14 protein-coding genes are annotated in these 16,300 nt (G+C 58.8%); 6 read left to right on the forward strand and 8 right to left on the reverse strand.

All coding sequences use genetic code 11. From position 1 onward, the window contains the following. Nucleotides 1–21: 21 nt before the first annotated feature. A complete protein-coding gene (gene lolA, locus B7O88_RS05775; protein ID WP_088274250.1) occupies nt 22–663 on the reverse strand; it encodes an outer membrane lipoprotein chaperone LolA in 642 nt (213 codons plus the stop codon). Between the two features lie 18 nt (nt 664–681). Next, on the reverse strand, nt 682–3,084 hold the full coding sequence (locus B7O88_RS05780) for a DNA translocase FtsK (protein ID WP_412779061.1): 2,403 nt from the start codon (nt 3,082–3,084) through the stop codon (nt 682–684). 204 nt (nt 3,085–3,288) lie between these two features. Here B7O88_RS05780 and aat point away from each other — a divergent pair, with 204 nt between their 5' ends. The 3 genes from aat (at nt 3,289) to infA (ending at nt 5,096) form a co-directional block, all read left to right on the forward strand. After that, on the forward strand, nt 3,289–3,984 hold the full coding sequence (aat, locus tag B7O88_RS05785; protein WP_088274252.1) for a leucyl/phenylalanyl-tRNA--protein transferase: 696 nt from the start codon (nt 3,289–3,291) through the stop codon (nt 3,982–3,984). 52 nt (nt 3,985–4,036) lie between these two features. Further along, nucleotides 4,037–4,747 (forward strand): arginyltransferase, encoded by a 711-nt coding sequence (locus tag B7O88_RS05790; protein WP_088274253.1) that lies wholly within the window; start codon nt 4,037–4,039, stop codon nt 4,745–4,747. A gap of 130 nt (nt 4,748–4,877) precedes the next feature. Beyond that, nucleotides 4,878–5,096, forward strand: coding sequence for a translation initiation factor IF-1 (infA, locus tag B7O88_RS05795; protein WP_080050557.1), 219 nt, complete (start codon nt 4,878–4,880; stop codon nt 5,094–5,096). A gap of 230 nt (nt 5,097–5,326) precedes the next feature. On the opposite strand, the gene B7O88_RS05800 is transcribed toward infA, so the two are convergent. Further along, nucleotides 5,327–6,535, reverse strand: a complete 1,209-nt coding sequence (locus B7O88_RS05800) for an acyl-CoA dehydrogenase (RefSeq protein ID WP_088274254.1) — start codon at nt 6,533–6,535, stop codon at nt 5,327–5,329. Nucleotides 6,536–6,704: 169 nt separating this feature from the next. Here B7O88_RS05800 and B7O88_RS05805 point away from each other — a divergent pair, with 169 nt between their 5' ends. Continuing rightward, nucleotides 6,705–7,655 carry a LysR family transcriptional regulator gene (locus B7O88_RS05805; protein WP_088274255.1) on the forward strand — a complete coding sequence of 317 codons (951 nt, stop codon included), beginning with the start codon at nt 6,705–6,707 and terminating at the stop codon, nt 7,653–7,655. A 71-nt stretch (nt 7,656–7,726) separates the two neighbouring features. Here B7O88_RS05805 and B7O88_RS05810 read toward each other — a convergent pair whose 3' ends face one another. The 3 genes from B7O88_RS05810 to B7O88_RS05820 all read right to left on the reverse strand — a co-directional run bounded on the left by B7O88_RS05810 (nt 7,727) and on the right by B7O88_RS05820 (nt 10,846). Further along, the gene (locus tag B7O88_RS05810) at nt 7,727–9,190 is read right to left on the reverse strand and encodes an aminotransferase-like domain-containing protein (RefSeq protein ID WP_088274256.1); all 1,464 of its coding nucleotides are present in this window, start codon (nt 9,188–9,190) and stop codon (nt 7,727–7,729) included. Nucleotides 9,191–9,325: 135 nt separating this feature from the next. Further along, on the reverse strand, nt 9,326–10,177 hold the full coding sequence (locus B7O88_RS05815; RefSeq protein ID WP_160003147.1) for a substrate-binding periplasmic protein: 852 nt from the start codon (nt 10,175–10,177) through the stop codon (nt 9,326–9,328). A gap of 69 nt (nt 10,178–10,246) precedes the next feature. Continuing rightward, nucleotides 10,247–10,846 carry a MiaE family protein gene (locus B7O88_RS05820; RefSeq protein ID WP_088274345.1) on the reverse strand — a complete coding sequence of 200 codons (600 nt, stop codon included), beginning with the start codon at nt 10,844–10,846 and terminating at the stop codon, nt 10,247–10,249. A gap of 159 nt (nt 10,847–11,005) precedes the next feature. Between B7O88_RS05820 and B7O88_RS05825 the strand changes: the two genes are divergently transcribed. Beyond that, nucleotides 11,006–11,866: a universal stress protein gene (locus B7O88_RS05825; protein WP_088274258.1), complete on the forward strand. Its 861-nt coding sequence runs from the start codon at nt 11,006–11,008 to the stop codon at nt 11,864–11,866. 7 nt (nt 11,867–11,873) lie between these two features. Here B7O88_RS05825 and B7O88_RS05830 read toward each other — a convergent pair whose 3' ends face one another. Beyond that, nucleotides 11,874–12,326: a DUF1289 domain-containing protein gene (locus B7O88_RS05830; RefSeq protein ID WP_088274259.1), complete on the reverse strand. Its 453-nt coding sequence runs from the start codon at nt 12,324–12,326 to the stop codon at nt 11,874–11,876. A gap of 364 nt (nt 12,327–12,690) precedes the next feature. On the opposite strand from B7O88_RS05830, the gene acnB reads away from it, so the two are divergent. Then, nucleotides 12,691–15,285, forward strand: coding sequence for a bifunctional aconitate hydratase 2/2-methylisocitrate dehydratase (gene acnB / locus B7O88_RS05835; RefSeq protein ID WP_088274260.1), 2,595 nt, complete (start codon nt 12,691–12,693; stop codon nt 15,283–15,285). 328 nt (nt 15,286–15,613) lie between these two features. On the opposite strand, the gene B7O88_RS05840 is transcribed toward acnB, so the two are convergent. Continuing rightward, nucleotides 15,614–16,222: a TetR/AcrR family transcriptional regulator gene (locus B7O88_RS05840; RefSeq protein WP_088274261.1), complete on the reverse strand. Its 609-nt coding sequence runs from the start codon at nt 16,220–16,222 to the stop codon at nt 15,614–15,616. Nucleotides 16,223–16,300 lie beyond the last annotated feature (78 nt).

The following is a 16,300-nucleotide window of genomic DNA, read 5'->3' on the forward strand; positions in this document are numbered from 1 at the left end:
GGCGGCGCAAACAGGCCGCGGTTATTCACTGATGACGTCGACTCCGTCCGGCACCTCGAAGGTAAACTGTGACCCGGCTACCGGTGCATTCAGCACAACGTTCTGGAACAGGATATTGGTGCGCTGGCCGATCGGGTCATTGAGCTGCATGTCGTTGATCAGTCCGTCACGGAAAGACAGCCTCAGAGTCTCGAACATGGTGTCACTGGCCTTGGGCGTCAGCACAAAGTCATCCACGCTGCCACCCTGAGTCCAGCGGATGCTGAAGTTGTCCGTGAGGGTGCTGACATCACCCGACAGCAGCAGTGCCGGCGTGTGAGTTAGGCGCTGATCCAGCTTCTGAATAGTGACCTGCATCAGGTCAGGGTCATACAGCCAGACCTGTTGGCCGTCGGAGACCAGCACCTGCTCCAGTGGCGGATCGGTATGCCAGCGGAACTTGCCGGGACGCTGCAGGGTTACCTGGCCGCTGGTTTCCTGCAAATTGGAACCGTTGGAGCTCAGCGTCATCTGGGAAAAGTTGGCGGTCAGGGTATTGGCTGCCGAGAGCAGCTCGTTCAGGCGCTGCGCTGCCGCGTCTGCAGCGTCCTGCGCCAGTACCGGCGTACCGAGCAGCGCCGCACACAGCCCCAGCCAACGCCAGCCAGACAGAATATTCAACATGATAATGCGTTTCTCCACTCAGTCGCGGATCGGCGGCGGTGCGATGACCTCGCGCGAGCCATTGGTATTCATTGAGGTAACCACGCCGGCCATTTCCATGGCTTCGATCATGCGCGCGGCGCGGTTATAGCCAATCTTGAGCTTGCGCTGTACTGCCGAGATGGACGCCCGACGGCTTTCGGTGACGAAGCGCACGGCTTCGTCGTACAGCGCGTCCTCCTCGCTGTCCTCGCCGCCGCTGCCGCCATCATAGCTGCCGCTGGCTGCGGAGTCGTCGGCACCGTCCAGAATGTCCTGGATGTAATCCGGCTCGCCACGCTGTTTCCACGCATCTACCAGGCGATGGACCTCATCATCGGAGACAAAGGCGCCGTGTACCCGCACCGGCAGGCTGGTGCCGGGAGGCATGTAGAGCATGTCACCGTGCCCCAGCAGTTGCTCTGCCCCACCCTGATCCAGGATGGTGCGCGAGTCGATCTTGCTGGATACCTGGAAGGCCATACGGGTCGGAATGTTTGCCTTGATAAGGCCGGTGATCACGTCCACCGATGGGCGCTGCGTTGCCAGAATCAGGTGAATGCCGGCAGCACGAGCCTTTTGGGCAATACGCGCAATCAGTTCCTCGACCTTCTTGCCGACGATCATCATCATGTCGGCAAATTCGTCGATTACCACTACGATCACCGGCAGCGCCTCAAGTTCCGGCGGCAGGTCATCCATGCTTTCGCGGCGATACAGCGGATCGGTCAGCGGTGTGCCAGCCTTGGCGGCGTCTTTAACCTTGCGGTTGAACCCGGCCAGGTTGCGCACGCCCATTGCGGCCATCAGCTTGTAGCGGCGCTCCATCTCGGCGACACACCAGCGCAGCGCGTTGGAGGCTTCCTTCATATCGGTCACGACCGGTGCCAGCAGGTGCGGAATCCCCTCGTAGATGGATAGCTCGAGCATCTTCGGGTCAACCATGATCAGACGCACTTCCGAGGGCGTGGCCTTGAACAGGATGCTCAGCAGCATGGCGTTAACGCCAACCGATTTACCTGAGCCCGTGGTACCTGCGACCAGCAGGTGGGGCATTTTGGCAAGGTCCGCCATCACCGGATGACCGCCGATATCGTGCCCAAGGGCCAGGGTGACCGGGGACTGGGCTTCGTCGAACTCGCGGGTTTCCAGCACTTCGGACAAGCGCACGATCTCGCGATCCTCGTTGGGAATCTCGATCCCTACCGTGGTCTTGCCCGGAATGACCTCAACCACGCGCACACTGATGACGGCAAGCGAGCGTGCCAGGTCCTTGGCCAGGTTGGAAATCTTGCTGACCTTCACGCCCGGGGCAGGCTGAATTTCAAACCGGGTGATAACCGGCCCTGGCTGCACTTTCTCGACCTGAGCGTCGACGCCAAAGTCCTTGAGCTTGATTTCAAGCAGCCGCGACATGCCTTCCAGTGATTCGGCAGAAAAGCCTTTTGTTTTCTTGCTGGCCGGGTCCAGCAGCGAAATGGGCGGCAATGAGTCAGGGTCGGCTGCGTCGGTAAACAGGCGGACCTGTTTTTCCTTCTGGGTGCGAACGCTGGCCTCCACCGGTTTGGTATCCAGCGGGACAATTTCCGGCGGAGTGCGGTTTTCTTGTGAGGCCACATGCCTGGCCAGCGCTTCCTGGCGCTGAGCACGCGATGCGTCCGCCCGTTTCTGTTCCTCTGCGCTGAATGAGGGCTCCTTGCGCGGTCCGGGGGCCGGGCGCGGCTCGCGCGCCGGAGCAACCGCAACAGACGATGCCGCGCGTCGGCCCCGCCACCCGGCCCAGGCGCGCTTGAGCAGATCAAACAGGTCCAGCGTAAGCCGCCCGGTAATATCCATAACCCGCAGCCACGACAGGTTGGTGAAAACGGTCAGCCCGAACAGAAACAGGGTCAGATACAGCAAGGTGCTGCCCTGCATGTTGAGCGCAGGGTAAGTCAGGTCGCGCAACAGTTGGCCCAACACACCTCCCGCGCCTGCGCCTTCGGGGAAGTGGGCACCCGGAGAGCCATGCAGCGCTGCCAGCGCCGTACCGGCAAACAGCGTCAGCACAAAGCCGATCAGCCGCCAGGAAAACAGCCAGCCGTTCCATATCATGGGCTCATGGCGCCGACGGAACATCTGGTACACCTTTACTGCGACGATGAGCGGGAACAGAAATGCCAGGTAGCCGAGCGACAGCAACAGCACGTCGGCGATCCAGGCCCCCATGGCGCCCCCTGCATTCTGTACGTCGGCACTGCCGCTGCTGCGGGTCCAGCCCGGATCGCTGGGCTCGAAGGTAAACAACGCCATGCACAGGTAGAGGCACAGGGCTATCATGGCCAGCAAGGCGCCCTCACGCAGGCGCAACGCCAGCTGCTCACGCCACGGCATCGACATTTTCTGGGCTGCAGTTTCCTTCAAAACAACGCTTCCATTTGGATTCAGGCGGATATTGTAAGGCTTGATCAGGCCGATTTCATAACCGCGTGGCACATTGATCGGACAGCAGACAGTCAGGCGCTCTGAATGTTCCGCCCCGGCGTACTGCTTTATTCATTCAGGACAATAGCTTATAACCCGAATCTGATAAACCATTTGAATTACTGAAGCGGACCTGGAGCACGTATGGCGCACCTGACCTGGTTAACTGCAAAGGACCTTGCCTTTCCGTCTGCCGATCATGCGATGGAAGAACCAAACGGGTTGCTGGCTGCCGGCGGCGATTTATCGGTTCCACGCCTGATCACCGCCTACCGGCATGGAATCTTCCCGTGGTACGCCCCTGGCCAGCCGATCCTGTGGTGGTGCCCTGATCCCAGAACGGTTCTGCGGCCGGACGGCCTGCATGTCTCGCGCAGCATGCGCAAGCTGATCCGCCAGCAGCGTATGCGGGTCACCCTCGACCAGGACTTCTCCTCCGTCATTCGCGCCTGCGCGGAGCCCCGGCACTACGCCGACGGCACCTGGATCACCCCGCAGATGCAGCAGGCCTACATCGATCTGCATCGTGCGGGCATCGCCCACTCGGTAGAAGTCTGGCAGGACGGCCTTTTGGTTGGTGGCCTGTATGGCGTTGCGCTGGGCAAGGTGTTTTTTGGTGAATCCATGTTCAGCCGAGCGAGCAATGCCTCCAAGCTGGGGTTCATAACGCTGGTTGAACAACTCGGGCAATGGGGCTTTGAGTTGATCGACTGTCAGATGCCAACGGACCACCTGTTCAGTCTGGGTGCCGAAAGCATGCCGCGAGCAGCCTTTTTGCATGAGCTGGCAAGGCTGTGCCCTCCAGATGCAGCAGACGCATGGCGACAGCACGCGCTTTGAACCCGCGCAAGGCTCGCCGTATACTCGGGCCAGTGCTGTCCGGGAAGACCCCATGACCGACCTGTCGCAACTCAAGTTTTACGCCACGCACCCTCATCCTTGCAGCTATCTGCCGGATCAGCGGGCGACGACGTTGTTCCTTGATCCGCAGCAGCCGATCAACCTGGAAACATACAGCCAGCTCTCTGATCTCGGGTTTCGGCGCAGCGGCGATCATCTCTATCGTCCGCATTGCAAGGACTGCAACGCCTGCATTCCGGCGCGTATTCCTGTCGATGCCTTCACTCCCACCTCGGCCCAGAAGCGAATACTCAAGCGAAATCGTGACTTGCAGGTATTCGAGCTCAAGCCTGAGCTGACAGACGAGATCTACGCGCTATACGAGCGCTACATTTGCGCGCGTCATGCAGATGGCGACATGTATCCCCCCAGTAAGGATCAGTTCGCCTCCTTTCTTGCCAAGAATTGGGAGTTCTGCCGCTTTTATGCGTTCCGGGATCAAGAGGATCGCTTGCTGGCTGTAGCGGTTACCGATCAACTGAATAACGGATTATCGGCCGTCTACACCTTCTTTGAGCCGGATGAAACCCGTCGCAGTCTCGGCCGTTATGCCATCCTCTGGCAGGTCGAGGAGACTCGCAGACAAGGGCTCGCAGCGGTTTATCTCGGCTACTGGATCCGAAATTGCCGAAAGATGAACTATAAAACCGAGTACCGACCACTCGAGATGCTGGTGAATCAGCAATGGGTTCGCCTGACCTGAAACGACATAAACAGTAAAAATATCCAGCCAAACTTGGCTCAAGTGCGGTTTTCAGGCACAATTGGCCACCTTTTTTGTGGGTAACCAACCAATAGCCCACCCAGAATCCACCCCGAGAGGTCGTTGCTTAATGGCAAAAGAAGACAGCATTGAAATGGAAGGCACCATCATCGACACCCTGCCGAACACCATGTTCCGCGTTGAACTGGAAAACGGCCATGTCGTGACTGCCCACATTTCAGGCAAGATGCGCAAGAACTATATTCGCATCCTGACTGGCGACAAGGTACGCGTTGAACTGACCCCCTACGACCTGACCAAAGGTCGCATTACCTACCGCGCCCGCTGATAGTCGCAGTCCCCTGCCGGGCCTCCCTGCCCTCGCCCGGCTGATCGCAACGCCACCCAGACTCTGTCTCATCCGAGCAAATCGGGTGTGCGTTGTTGCGCCCGCCAAATCAGACCCCGATGCCCGACCGGCTTCCGGCTCAAGCAGGTCAATTCGCCAGAGTGCCCCGTGAGGCATCAGCCGACATTAAAAAACCCGCTGCGAGAGCGGGTTTTTTAACAGCCGGAAGCTTAGCGCGGCATGTACTTGCCGACTTCCAGTTTGCCGATAGCTGCACGGTGAACTTCGTCCGGACCGTCTGCCAGGCGCAGCGTGCGCTGCATGGCATACATGTGAGCCAGCGGGAAGTCGTCTGAAACACCCGCACCGCCATGCATCTGAATGGCGCGATCAATGACGTTCAGCGCAACGTTCGGTGCTACCACCTTGATCTGAGCGATTTCGCTCTTGGCGACCTTGTTGCCTACGGTATCCATCATGTAAGCGGCGTTCAGGGTCAGCAGGCGAGCCTGATTGATCTCGATGCGCGATTGGGCGATCAGGTCGATGTTGCCACCCAGTTGAGCCAGGCGCTTGCCAAAGGCTTCACGCTCGACGGAACGCTTGCACATCAGCTCGAGCGCACGCTCTGCCGCACCAATGGAGCGCATGCAGTGGTGGATGCGGCCCGGGCCGAGGCGACCTTGAGCGATCTCGAAACCGCGACCCTCGCCCAGCAGTACGTTGGAGTATGGTACGCGGACGTTTTCCAGCACTACTTCGGCATGACCGTGCGGCGCATCGTCGTAACCAAACACGGGCAATGGGCGGATTACTTTCAGGCCGGGGGAGTCCATCGGCACCAGAATCATGGAGTGCTGCTGGTGACGCGGCGCATCAGGGTTGGTCAGACCCATGAAAATCATGATCTTGCAGCGCGGGTCGCAAGCACCGGAAGTCCACCATTTGCGGCCGTTGATGACCCACTCGTCACCTTCGCGGCGCGCATTGGCTTGCATGTTGGTGGCATCAGAGGAAGCAACGCCCGGCTCGGTCATACCGAAGCAGGAGCGGATCTCACCGGCCAGCAGGGGCTTGAGCCACTTTTCCTTGTGCTCTTCGGAACCGTAGCGAACGATGGTTTCCATGTTGCCGGTATCGGGAGCGCTGCAGTTAAAGGCTTCAGACGCCAGGCCGGAACGGCCCATCAGTTCGGCCAGCGGTGCGTATTCCAGGTTGGTGAGGCCTGCCCCAAGGTCGGACTCCGGCAGGAACAGGTTCCACAGTCCGGCTGCGCGCGCCTTGACTTTCAGCTCCTCAACGATGGCAGTGGGCTGCCAGCGGTCGCCTTCCGCTACCTGCTGGTGAAAGATGGGTTCAGCCGGGAACACATGCTCCTGCATGAAGCTGTCTACGCGCTCGCGCAGCTCTTTAACCTTGGGGGAGTATCCGAAATCCATAGTGGTTGCCTTTGGTTGGTTTGGTATCGACGATCAAAATGCTAGATGACGCTAATGGATTTATCTAACCTATTTTTGCCGTGTATTAACATTCATAAGCGATATATACTTGGCCCTTGTGCTGAACTGCCTTGTCTCGACGTGAGTCATTTAACTAAAGGAAGTTGCGATGAACCTCAGTAAGGTCGACCTGAATCTGTTCATTGTCTTTGACGCGATCTACACCGAAGCCAATCTGACAAGGGCTGGCCAGATCGTCGGCATCACTCAACCTGCGGTCAGTAACGCGCTGGCTCGATTGCGCGAGACCTTCAACGATCCGCTGTTCGTGCGCACGGCCCAGGGCATGGTGCCGACGCCAATGGCGCAAAATATCATCACGCCTGTTCGCAACGCCCTTCAGCTGCTGCGGGTGTCGGTGCAGGAAAGTCGCAGTTTCGTTCCCGAGCAGGCAACCAAAACCTATCGCATCAGCATGACGGACCTCACCGAGGCGGTCATTCTGCCGCATCTGGCCTCTCGCATTCGCCGGTCTGCGCCCAACATCAACATTGACAGTTTCCTGATCAAGCGCCGCGAAACCACCAAGGAGCTGGCCGCCGGGCGACTGGATTTTGCCATTGATGCGCCGCTGAATACCGATACTCAGGTTCGTCACGTCAAGTTGTTCGAAGATCGCCATGTCTGCGTGATGCGCAAGGGGCATCCGCTGGCCAAGAAAGACAAGATCACTCTGGACGATTATCTTGCCCAGTCACACATACATATCTCCAGCCGTCGCAACGGCCTGGGTCATGTGGATCTGGCTCTGGGCAAAATGGGTATTCAGCGCCGCGTTGTCATGCGTTCGCAGCATTATCAGATGGCGCCACTGGTGCTTGAGTCAACGGACCTGATCATGACGGTGCATGAGCGGTTCGCGCAGCGACATAACCTCCACTGGACGACGCTGCCAATCGATGATGTGCCTGCCATCGAAACCCACCTGTTCTGGCACGAGAGCACTGATCAGGATCCCGCCAACCGCTGGATGCGTGAGCAGATCATCGAACTGTCGCAGAAGCTGACCCGGGAACACCAAAAGCTGCGTGAAAGTGCCAGCGCTGCTGCTGCCCAATAGCTTCAGACAGAATCAAAAAAGCCTGCACATGCAGGCTTTTTTACTTTAAATAAAGGCTATAACTATTTGATTTAAATTGCTATTTTTCTTTGACTCTCTACTCTGGACTGTTCTGTTTCAAGAATCAACTGACGTGCCAGCACGCCAAGCGTCATGACCGCCTGCTCTGTCGCCCGATTCCACGGGATGCCGCAGTTCAGACGCAGGCAGTGGTTGAACTGGTCGGAGTTGCTAAAGACCACTCCCGGGGCGATGCTGATGTTGTGGGCCATTGCACGGTTGAACAGCGTCAGCGTGTCTACGCCGCCCGGCAGGCTGACCCAGAGAATGAAGCCGCCCTTTGGCCTGGTGATCTGAGTACCCTCGGGGAAATATTGCTGGACCGCAAGCTGGAACTGGCTAAGGTTTTTGCAATATTCCTGACGAATATGCCTCAGGTGCCGGTCGTAACCGCCGTTCTCAAGATAGGCCGCAACCGCCATCTGGCTGACACTGCAAGCCGACAGCGTCGTAAAAGTCTGCAGCTGCTCAATGGCCTCCTGATAGCGCCGCGTAACCAGCCAGCCGGTGCGCACTCCGGGTGAAATGGTCTTGGAGAAACTGGAGCAGTAAATCACGGTGTCCGAGCAGTCATAAGCCTTGAGTGCCTTGGACTGGCCATGATCAAACATCAGCTCGCCATAGATGTCATCTTCAATAATAGTCAGCTGACGCTGCGCCATCATTGCCACAAGCTTGCGCTGGCGCGCCTCCGGCATGGTAGCCCCCATCGGATTGCCCGCTCTTGCGGTCATCACCAGCGCCTTGATCGGCCACTTGTCCAGAGCACGTTGCAGCGCTTCCAGACTTAGTCCGCTGTCAGGGTCGGTAGGGATCTCGACGACCTTAAGGTCCAGTAGCTGGCACAGCTGCACCAGACCGTAATAACTGGGGGACTCGGTTGCAATCAGATCGCCTGGCCGAGTGACTGCACGCAAAGACAGTTGCAGCGCCTCCACACAACCATTGGTAATGACGACGTTGGCCGGATCTACCATCGCTCCGGCATCGCGCATGCGTATGGCCACCTGGCGCCGCAGCGGCTCAAATCCGGGACTGAAGGTGTAGCTGAAGGCCTTCTGGCTGTGGAAGCGCGTCACCTTGCTCATTTGCTGGTGCAGCGCCCGCAGTGGCAGGTATTCACTCGACGGCACTGCCGCTCCAAGCGGGATGGCGCCTTCACGACGCGCCTGCGACAGAATCTCGGTAATGATGCTGCTGCGCGTCACCGCGTAGGGCGCTTCAACCCTGGCAATCTGAGGGGTTGGTGCGGTCAGTGCCGGAGTCTGATGAACGTAGTATCCGGATTGTGGACGAGCATGGATCAGCCCCTGATCCTCAAGGGTTGCATAGGCCTGCAGCACCGTGGCGTGGCTGACACCCTTCTGGGTGCTCAGCTTGCGTACCGAGGGGACTCGCTCGCCGGGACGGTATACGCCCTTCTGGATGTCTTCTGCCAGCTGCCGCGCAATTTTTTGATAGAGCAGACTGGTCATACTGGCTTCCTCCGACAGAGTGGTGACTGAGCGCGAAGACTAACTCGCAGCACTGCCGCTGCAAAAGCTACAGATACAATACAGTTGACCAGTACAGATCAGCCGTCAAGCATCTGTGTGCAGGCGGCCTGGAGGTTATTCCGCGACAGGTATGTCCGCAGCTTCGGTCGCCGGCCGAAACGGGGCCGCCCAGAGCTGGCGATACTTGTCGAGCAGCCTGCCCGCCTCGTTCCGCTGAGCCAGCTCCTGCATGCCCAGGGCCAGTGCAGAGCGCAGAGCCGGTGAATTGCACACCGAGTTGTGGGAGACCGCGAGGTAAAGCGGCGCGTTGATAAAGGAGCCCTCAAGGGTATCGAGCTGCGCATCAACGCCCATCTGCTGGGCCAGAGCCAGCCCCTGATAACGCTCAAGCACTACATAGTCGAGCTTGCCGTCCAGCAGCTTGCGCAACGCCGCCTCACCGGTACTCAACCGCTCCAGCGCGAGATTGTCTGCTGCATAGGTGTCGAAGGACAGGCCGAAACGGCTGCCCTGCTGCGCAGCCCCGTGACGGCCCTGAAGGTCTTGCCAGCCGCTGTAGGGGAACGCCGCGCCGCGCCGGACGAAGATGACGCTTGGTACATCGATGATCGCCGGATAGACGAAATCCAGGGTCTGCAATCGCTCGCGCGACAGGTAAAGGCCAGCCATCACGTCAACCTGCCCTGCCTCGACCGCCTCCAGCGCCTTGGCTCGTGACCCCAGGTCCAGTACTTCGATACGGATCCCCGAGTCTTTGAGCGCCAGTTGCAACATTTCAATGGCGACACCGGTCAGCGCCTTTTCACCCTCAGGCGCCCAAACCAGTGGGGGGTAGTCGGGATTGCCAGTAGCGACGATGCGCTCGCAGCTGTTCTCGACTGCTGCCAGCGTATCACCGCCAATCAGCAATCCGGCGCCAAGCGCACATAGACGGGTAAATTGCTGCAGGCTCGACAACCTCGACATGCTCATTCCCTTGCTCCGAAATGGATGTGGTACCACGACAGACTCTTCGTCGCAGCCTGAGTTCGGTGATCAGGCGGCAACACCACTGTGGAACCGAAAGTCGGCATCATCAGCGAAAATGGCGTCACGCTCAACCGCGGCAAAGCGGGCAATATGTTCGTCAATAGGTTCGCCGGCGTAGTTTTTCGCCAGGCGCAGGTAGTCCTGATAGTGGCGAGCCTCCGACTTGAGCAGCGAACGATAGAAATCACCCAGCTCCTCATCCAGATGCGGTGCCAGCTTGGCAAAGCGTTCACAGGACCGCGCCTCGATAAACGCACCGACAATCAGGGTATCGACCAGCCTGCCTGGCTCGGTAGTGCGCACATGCTGGCGTAGACGCTGGGCATATTGGCTGGCAGACAGCCCTCGATAGCTGATGCCGCGCTTGTTCATGATGCTGGTAACCTGCTCGAAATGGCGCAACTCCTCACGCGCAAGTCGGGACATTTTTTGCAGCAGATCCGGTTTGTCGACGTAGCGAAACATCAGCATCAACGCAGTTGAGGCGGCCTTCTTCTCACAGTTGGCGTGGTCGATCAGCAGCTCTTCGGGATGGTTAAGTGCCTGTTCGATCCAGGCATCAGGGGTTCGGCAAGGCAGAAACGCGAGCAATTCTTCGGGCAGCATGGTGTCCGTCACAGGTCAGTTCTTAACGCCCGGCAGTATACCTGCTGAGAGACTCTATCAGCAGCCCGAATAGACTTGGATCAACACAAGCCAGGTGAAAAGCGGCTACATTTAAGTCAACGTTCAAACGCGTTAAAAAATCAAGACAGGGAGAACCGCATGCAAGCCGTCAAACGCATTCTAGTAGTTATCGACCCATCCCAGCAGGAGCAGGTTGCGCTGACCCGTGCCAGCCTCATTGCAGGTTTTATTGAATGCGAACTGCATCTTTTGGTCTGTGAGGACCGCCAGGACTACAGCGATCTGCTGGCACGCCTGCGAGTGGAACAGGATGCCAAGGGCATTCGCTGCAGTGTTACCCAGGACTGGCACAACAACCTCACTGACACCATTTGTCGCGCGGTTACCCGTGAGGGCTGCGATCTGGTGGTCAAGCAGCACCGCCCCGACAATCCGCTGCGCAAGGCGCTGCTGACCCCGGATGACTGGAAGCTTCTGCGCTACTGCCCTGCCCCCGTTCTGATGGTCAAGAATGGTGACAGCTGGATGAAGGGCAACGTGCTGGCGGCGGTCGATGTCGGTAATCACGATGACCAGCACCACGTGCTGCACGACACCATCGTCAGTCACGCAGCGGACATTGCCGAGATGGTCGGCGGCCAACTGCATCTGGTCAGCGCTCACCCTGCCCCGATGTTGTCGTCTGCAGATCCGGATTACCAGTTGAAGGAGCGTATCGCCGCCGACTACCTGGAAAAGGCCGGCCAATACACAACGCAGTACGGCATCGATTCGGCGCACCTGCATATTGCAGAAGGTCCGGCCGATTTCCTCATCCCCCAGGTTGCTGGGCAGCTGGGTGCCAGCGTTACGGTGATTGGCACCATCGCCCGCAAGGGGCTGGCTGGTGCGCTCATCGGCAACACTGCCGAAGTGGTGCTGGATCAGCTCGACAGCGATATTCTGGTGCTCAAGCCGGAAGACACTCTGGCGCACCTGGAAGCGTTGCTGGAAAAGTAGTCCTGCATCATGCGACCGGCGGCACACGCCGGTCGTAATAGGCCTGCGACAAGACGAGAAACGTTTGATCTATCTCATCCCGGAGCTGCCGGGTTGAGAGCCCTTCCCATCGGTCCCGCAGTCTCAGCCCAGCCGCTTGAAGCGGTAGATCTCCCGCCCGTGCCAGCCAACGCTGCACCTTGACGCCGAGCGGCATCGCCGCATCCACTGCCACTCTGGAACGTTCCAGCGCCTGACTCAACTCAAGCGCCGAGACCAGCTCGAGGCGCGCCCAGACAATCTGTTCAAGCAGGTGTTCCAGTCGCAGCCAGACCGCCTTGCGCGCCGTCACATCGTATCGATTCCAGGCCACAATCTCATGGCTGAATCGCTTGCAGCCCCGGCAGACCTGATCGCCGTATACCGTCGAACACAGACCGATACAGGGTGTTTTTTCGTAGTAAAGAGGTTGATCCGCCATAGACTCGAGTTGCCAACGCTTAAAATGCGCATGATAAAGGACCGGTCCTACCCGGAACAGCTGATTGACTCAGTGGGGATACAGCTGCGCTGCAACTTAACTTTACGTTCGGCATCCTGTAGAATCGGCCCGCCGTTAGGGCTGTGTTTCAGGCGTCAGCCCGCAACCCGTTACGTATCTGCCACCAGTTACCCCAGGTTGCCCCCCACCAGAACGGGTAGACGTCTGTCACAGTCTTATAGTCGCCACACTTTAGGGAAGCACTGAATAACTCCCTTGTCCAAGATGCTTATTCAGTGCTTCCCGGAGTCCGAGAGGATGACCGTTCCGACACGATCGGAACAGACTGATGAGGGTAATAACTGTGCTTGAAGCCTATCGCAAACACGTTGAAGAGCGCGCTGCTCAGGGCGTCGTTCCTCAGCCGCTGAACGCCGAACAAACTGCAGGTCTGGTTGATCTGCTGAAAAACCCGCCGGCAGGTGAAGAAGAGTTTCTGCTTGACCTGCTCACCAATCGCGTCCCGCCGGGCGTAGACGAAGCCGCCTACGTCAAGGCCGGTTTCCTCTCCGCTATCGCCAAGGGCGAAGCCACCTCGCCGCTGCTGACCAAAGAGCGCGCAGTTGAGCTGCTGGGTACCATGCAGGGCGGTTACAACATCGCCACTCTGGTGGAGCTGCTGGACGACGCAGCACTGGCCGCCACTGCTGCCGAACAACTCAAGCACACCCTGCTGATGTTTGACGCCTTCCACGACGTTGCCGAAAAAGCCAAGGCTGGCAACGTTCACGCCAAGGCGGTACTGCAGTCCTGGGCTGACGGCGAATGGTTTGTCAACAAGCCTGCTGTGGCCGAAAAGATTTCCCTCACCGTATTCAAGGTGCCGGGCGAAACCAACACCGACGACCTGTCTCCGGCTCCGGATGCCTGGTCCCGCCCTGACATCCCGCTGCACGCTCTGGCCATGCTGAAAATGGCCCGTGACGGTATCGAGCCGACCGAGCCGGGCGTTGTTGGCCCGCTGAAGCAGATCGAAGAAGCCAAGGCCAAGGGCTTCCCGGTTGCCTACGTCGGCGACGTTGTTGGTACTGGCTCTTCCCGTAAGTCTGCAACCAACTCGGTTCTGTGGTTCTTCGGCGACGACATTCCTTACGTTCCGAACAAGCGTGCTGGCGGCTTCTGCTTCGGCACCAAGATTGCCCCGATCTTCTACAACACAATGGAAGACGCCGGCGCGCTGCCGATCGAGTTCGACTGCACCGACCTGAACATGGGCGACGTCATTGACGTGTACCCTTACGAAGGCAAGGTCTGCAAGCACGGCACTGACGAAGTCATCACCACCTTCGAACTGAAGACTCAGGTACTGCTGGACGAAGTTCGCGCTGGTGGCCGTATCCCGCTGATCATTGGCCGCGGCCTGACCGAGAAGGCCCGCACTGAACTGGGTCTGGGCGCTTCCGACCTGTTCCGCAAGCCCGATCAGCCGGCTGACACTGGCAAGGGTTACACCCTGGCACAGAAGATGGTCGGCAAGGCCTGCGGCGTTGAGGGCATCCGCCCCGGCACCTACTGCGAGCCGAAGATGACTACCGTCGGTTCCCAGGACACCACTGGCCCGATGACCCGTGACGAGCTGAAGGACCTGGCTTGCCTGGGCTTCTCTGCCGATCTGGTCATGCAGTCGTTCTGTCACACCGCGGCGTATCCGAAGCCGATCGACGTAACCACTCACCACACCCTGCCCGACTTCATCCACAACCGTGGCGGTGTTGCGCTGCGTCCGGGTGACGGCATCATCCACAGCTGGCTGAACCGCATGCTGCTGCCTGATACCGTTGGTACCGGTGGTGACTCTCACACCCGTTTCCCGATGGGCATCTCCTTCCCGGCCGGCTCCGGTCTGGTCGCCTTCGCAGCAGCCACCGGCGTAATGCCGCTGGACATGCCGGAATCCGTCCTGGTTCGCTTCAAGGGCAAGATGCAGCCTGGTATCACCCTGCGCGACCTGGTTCATGCCATCCCCTACTACGCCATTCAGGAAGGTCTGCTGACTGTCGAGAAGAAAGGCAAGAAGAACATCTTCTCCGGCCGTATTCTCGAGATCGAAGGTCTGGATCACCTGACCGCCGAGCAAGCGTTCGAGTTGTCTGATGCGTCTGCCGAGCGCTCTGCTGCCGGCTGTACCATCAAGCTGAGCGAAGAGTCGGTTGCCGAGTACCTGAAGTCCAACATCGTCCTGCTGCGCTGGATGATTGCCAACGGCTATCAGGATCCGCGTACCCTGGAGCGTCGCGCCAAGGCCATGGAAGAGTGGCTGGCCAACCCGAGCCTGATGGCTGCCGATGCTGACGCCGAGTATGCCGCCGTGATCGAAATCGATCTGGCCGACATCAAGGAGCCGGTACTGTGTGCACCGAACGATCCGGATGATGCCCGTCTGCTGTCTGAGGTTGCCGGCCAGAAAATCGACGAAGTCTTCATCGGTTCCTGCATGACCAACATCGGCCACTTCCGCGCTGCCGGCAAGCTGCTCGAGAAGAACAAGGGCGCTATCCCGACCCGTCTGTGGCTGGCTCCGCCGACCAAGATGGACCAGTACCAGCTGACCGAAGAAGGCTATTACGGCATCTACGGCAAGGCCGGTGCGCGCATGGAAATGCCGGGCTGCTCGCTGTGCATGGGTAACCAGGCACGTGTTGCTGCCAAGTCGACCGTTGTCTCCACCTCCACACGGAACTTCCCGAACCGTCTGGGTGATGGTGCAGATGTGTTCCTGGCGTCTGCCGAGCTGGCCTCGGTTGCATCGATCCTGGGCAAACTGCCGACTGTTGAAGAGTACATGGAATACGCCGCGCAGATCGACAGCATGGCTGCCGACGTATACCGCTACATGAACTTCAACGAAATCGAGTCCTACCAGAAAGCCGCTGCGTCCATCCCGGTCGCTCAGCTCTGATAGCTGCCTCGTAAAAAACCCCGCCTCGTGCGGGGTTTTTTTTGCTTTGCAGAATCTCAGGGCACACGGAAGAATATCTGTCCCGACTCCGATACTGCCCTGGCGGAGAAAGCGTTGGCTTACCGGCTACGACGACCCTGTATCAGCCTGTACGACGGAGTAAGAGCAGCGTCTCCGCGGTGTCCCAGCAAGTGCCGATACTTTCGGCAGATGGCTGCATGAGAAGATCGAGTCAGGTGCTTCGCTTGCCCTGGCCGGAATACTGTCGGCGCATTGCGGAGCTTTTCAAGTTGACACCTTCGCCTCGGGTGCGCAAAACCGGCAAACCCTACTCCAGCAGCGATGCTCCCAGCTTGAGTGCTGTCTCGGTGACCGCTTCCACCGAATGCCGGTAGCCGCTTTCCATCCAGTACAGAGCAATATGAATCACCCCGCCAAGAATACCGGCCTGCAGCATCTCGTCGAAGTGCTGACCGGGCTGTGCCAGTGCGCGGGTCATATCCTGGCTACTGGCTCTGAGGGAGCGGTCTATGGCTTCGTCAACTGACGGGCTAATACCCCGAATGTCGACCAGTAACAGGCGTGCCTCCTGGGGATGATCCCGCAGATAGGTGAAGTACGCCTGCAGCATTGCCCGGCTGCGGGCCGAACGGTCATCTCCGGCAGCTTCGGCTGCAGCCATATTCAGCTCGCGGACCTTGCGTGCGGTCTGTTCATAGCAGGCAATCAGCAACTCGTCACTGTGCCCGAAGGACTCGTAAAAATAGCGCTGGGTCAGTCCGGCGGCGTCACAAACCTGCTTGACGCCGGAGTGCCGGTATCCGTGTTCGCCGTAAATACGTGTTGCGGCGTCGATCAATTGCTGCCGGCGCTGCGCCCTGCGCTCTTCGGTTGAGGAGCCACGATAGCGGCGTTTGACTGAGGTAGCTGTATTCATTCGGTGAATTCTGACAACGGGGATTGCCAAAGAGTATATGACAATCTAGATTGTCACCACTACCCACGTGACGGGATA

The sequence above is a fragment of the Halopseudomonas aestusnigri genome (assembly GCF_002197985.1).
Classification (GTDB): Bacteria; Pseudomonadota; Gammaproteobacteria; order Pseudomonadales; family Pseudomonadaceae; genus Halopseudomonas; species Halopseudomonas aestusnigri.

Bases quoted from the DNA above. Each gene is read 5' to 3' on its own strand.
- B7O88_RS05820 (WP_088274345.1), bottom strand. From the start codon at position 10,846: ATGCTGCCCGAAGAATTGCTCGCGTTTCTGCCTTGCCGAACCCCTGAT.
- B7O88_RS05810 (WP_088274256.1), bottom strand. From the start codon at position 9,190: ATGACCAGTCTGCTCTATCAAAAAATTGCGCGGCAGCTGGCAGAAGAC.
- B7O88_RS05815 (WP_160003147.1), bottom strand. From the start codon at position 10,177: ATGTCGAGGTTGTCGAGCCTGCAGCAATTTACCCGTCTATGTGCGCTT.
- B7O88_RS05840 (WP_088274261.1), bottom strand. From the start codon at position 16,222: ATGAATACAGCTACCTCAGTCAAACGCCGCTATCGTGGCTCCTCAACC.
- B7O88_RS05830 (WP_088274259.1), bottom strand. From the start codon at position 12,326: ATGGCGGATCAACCTCTTTACTACGAAAAAACACCCTGTATCGGTCTG.
- lolA (WP_088274250.1), bottom strand. From the start codon at position 663: ATGTTGAATATTCTGTCTGGCTGGCGTTGGCTGGGGCTGTGTGCGGCG.
- B7O88_RS05790 (WP_088274253.1), top strand. From the start codon at position 4,037: ATGACCGACCTGTCGCAACTCAAGTTTTACGCCACGCACCCTCATCCT.
- aat (WP_088274252.1), top strand. From the start codon at position 3,289: ATGGCGCACCTGACCTGGTTAACTGCAAAGGACCTTGCCTTTCCGTCT.
- B7O88_RS05800 (WP_088274254.1), bottom strand. From the start codon at position 6,535: ATGGATTTCGGATACTCCCCCAAGGTTAAAGAGCTGCGCGAGCGCGTA.
- infA (WP_080050557.1), top strand. From the start codon at position 4,878: ATGGCAAAAGAAGACAGCATTGAAATGGAAGGCACCATCATCGACACC.
- B7O88_RS05825 (WP_088274258.1), top strand. From the start codon at position 11,006: ATGCAAGCCGTCAAACGCATTCTAGTAGTTATCGACCCATCCCAGCAG.
- B7O88_RS05805 (WP_088274255.1), top strand. From the start codon at position 6,705: ATGAACCTCAGTAAGGTCGACCTGAATCTGTTCATTGTCTTTGACGCG.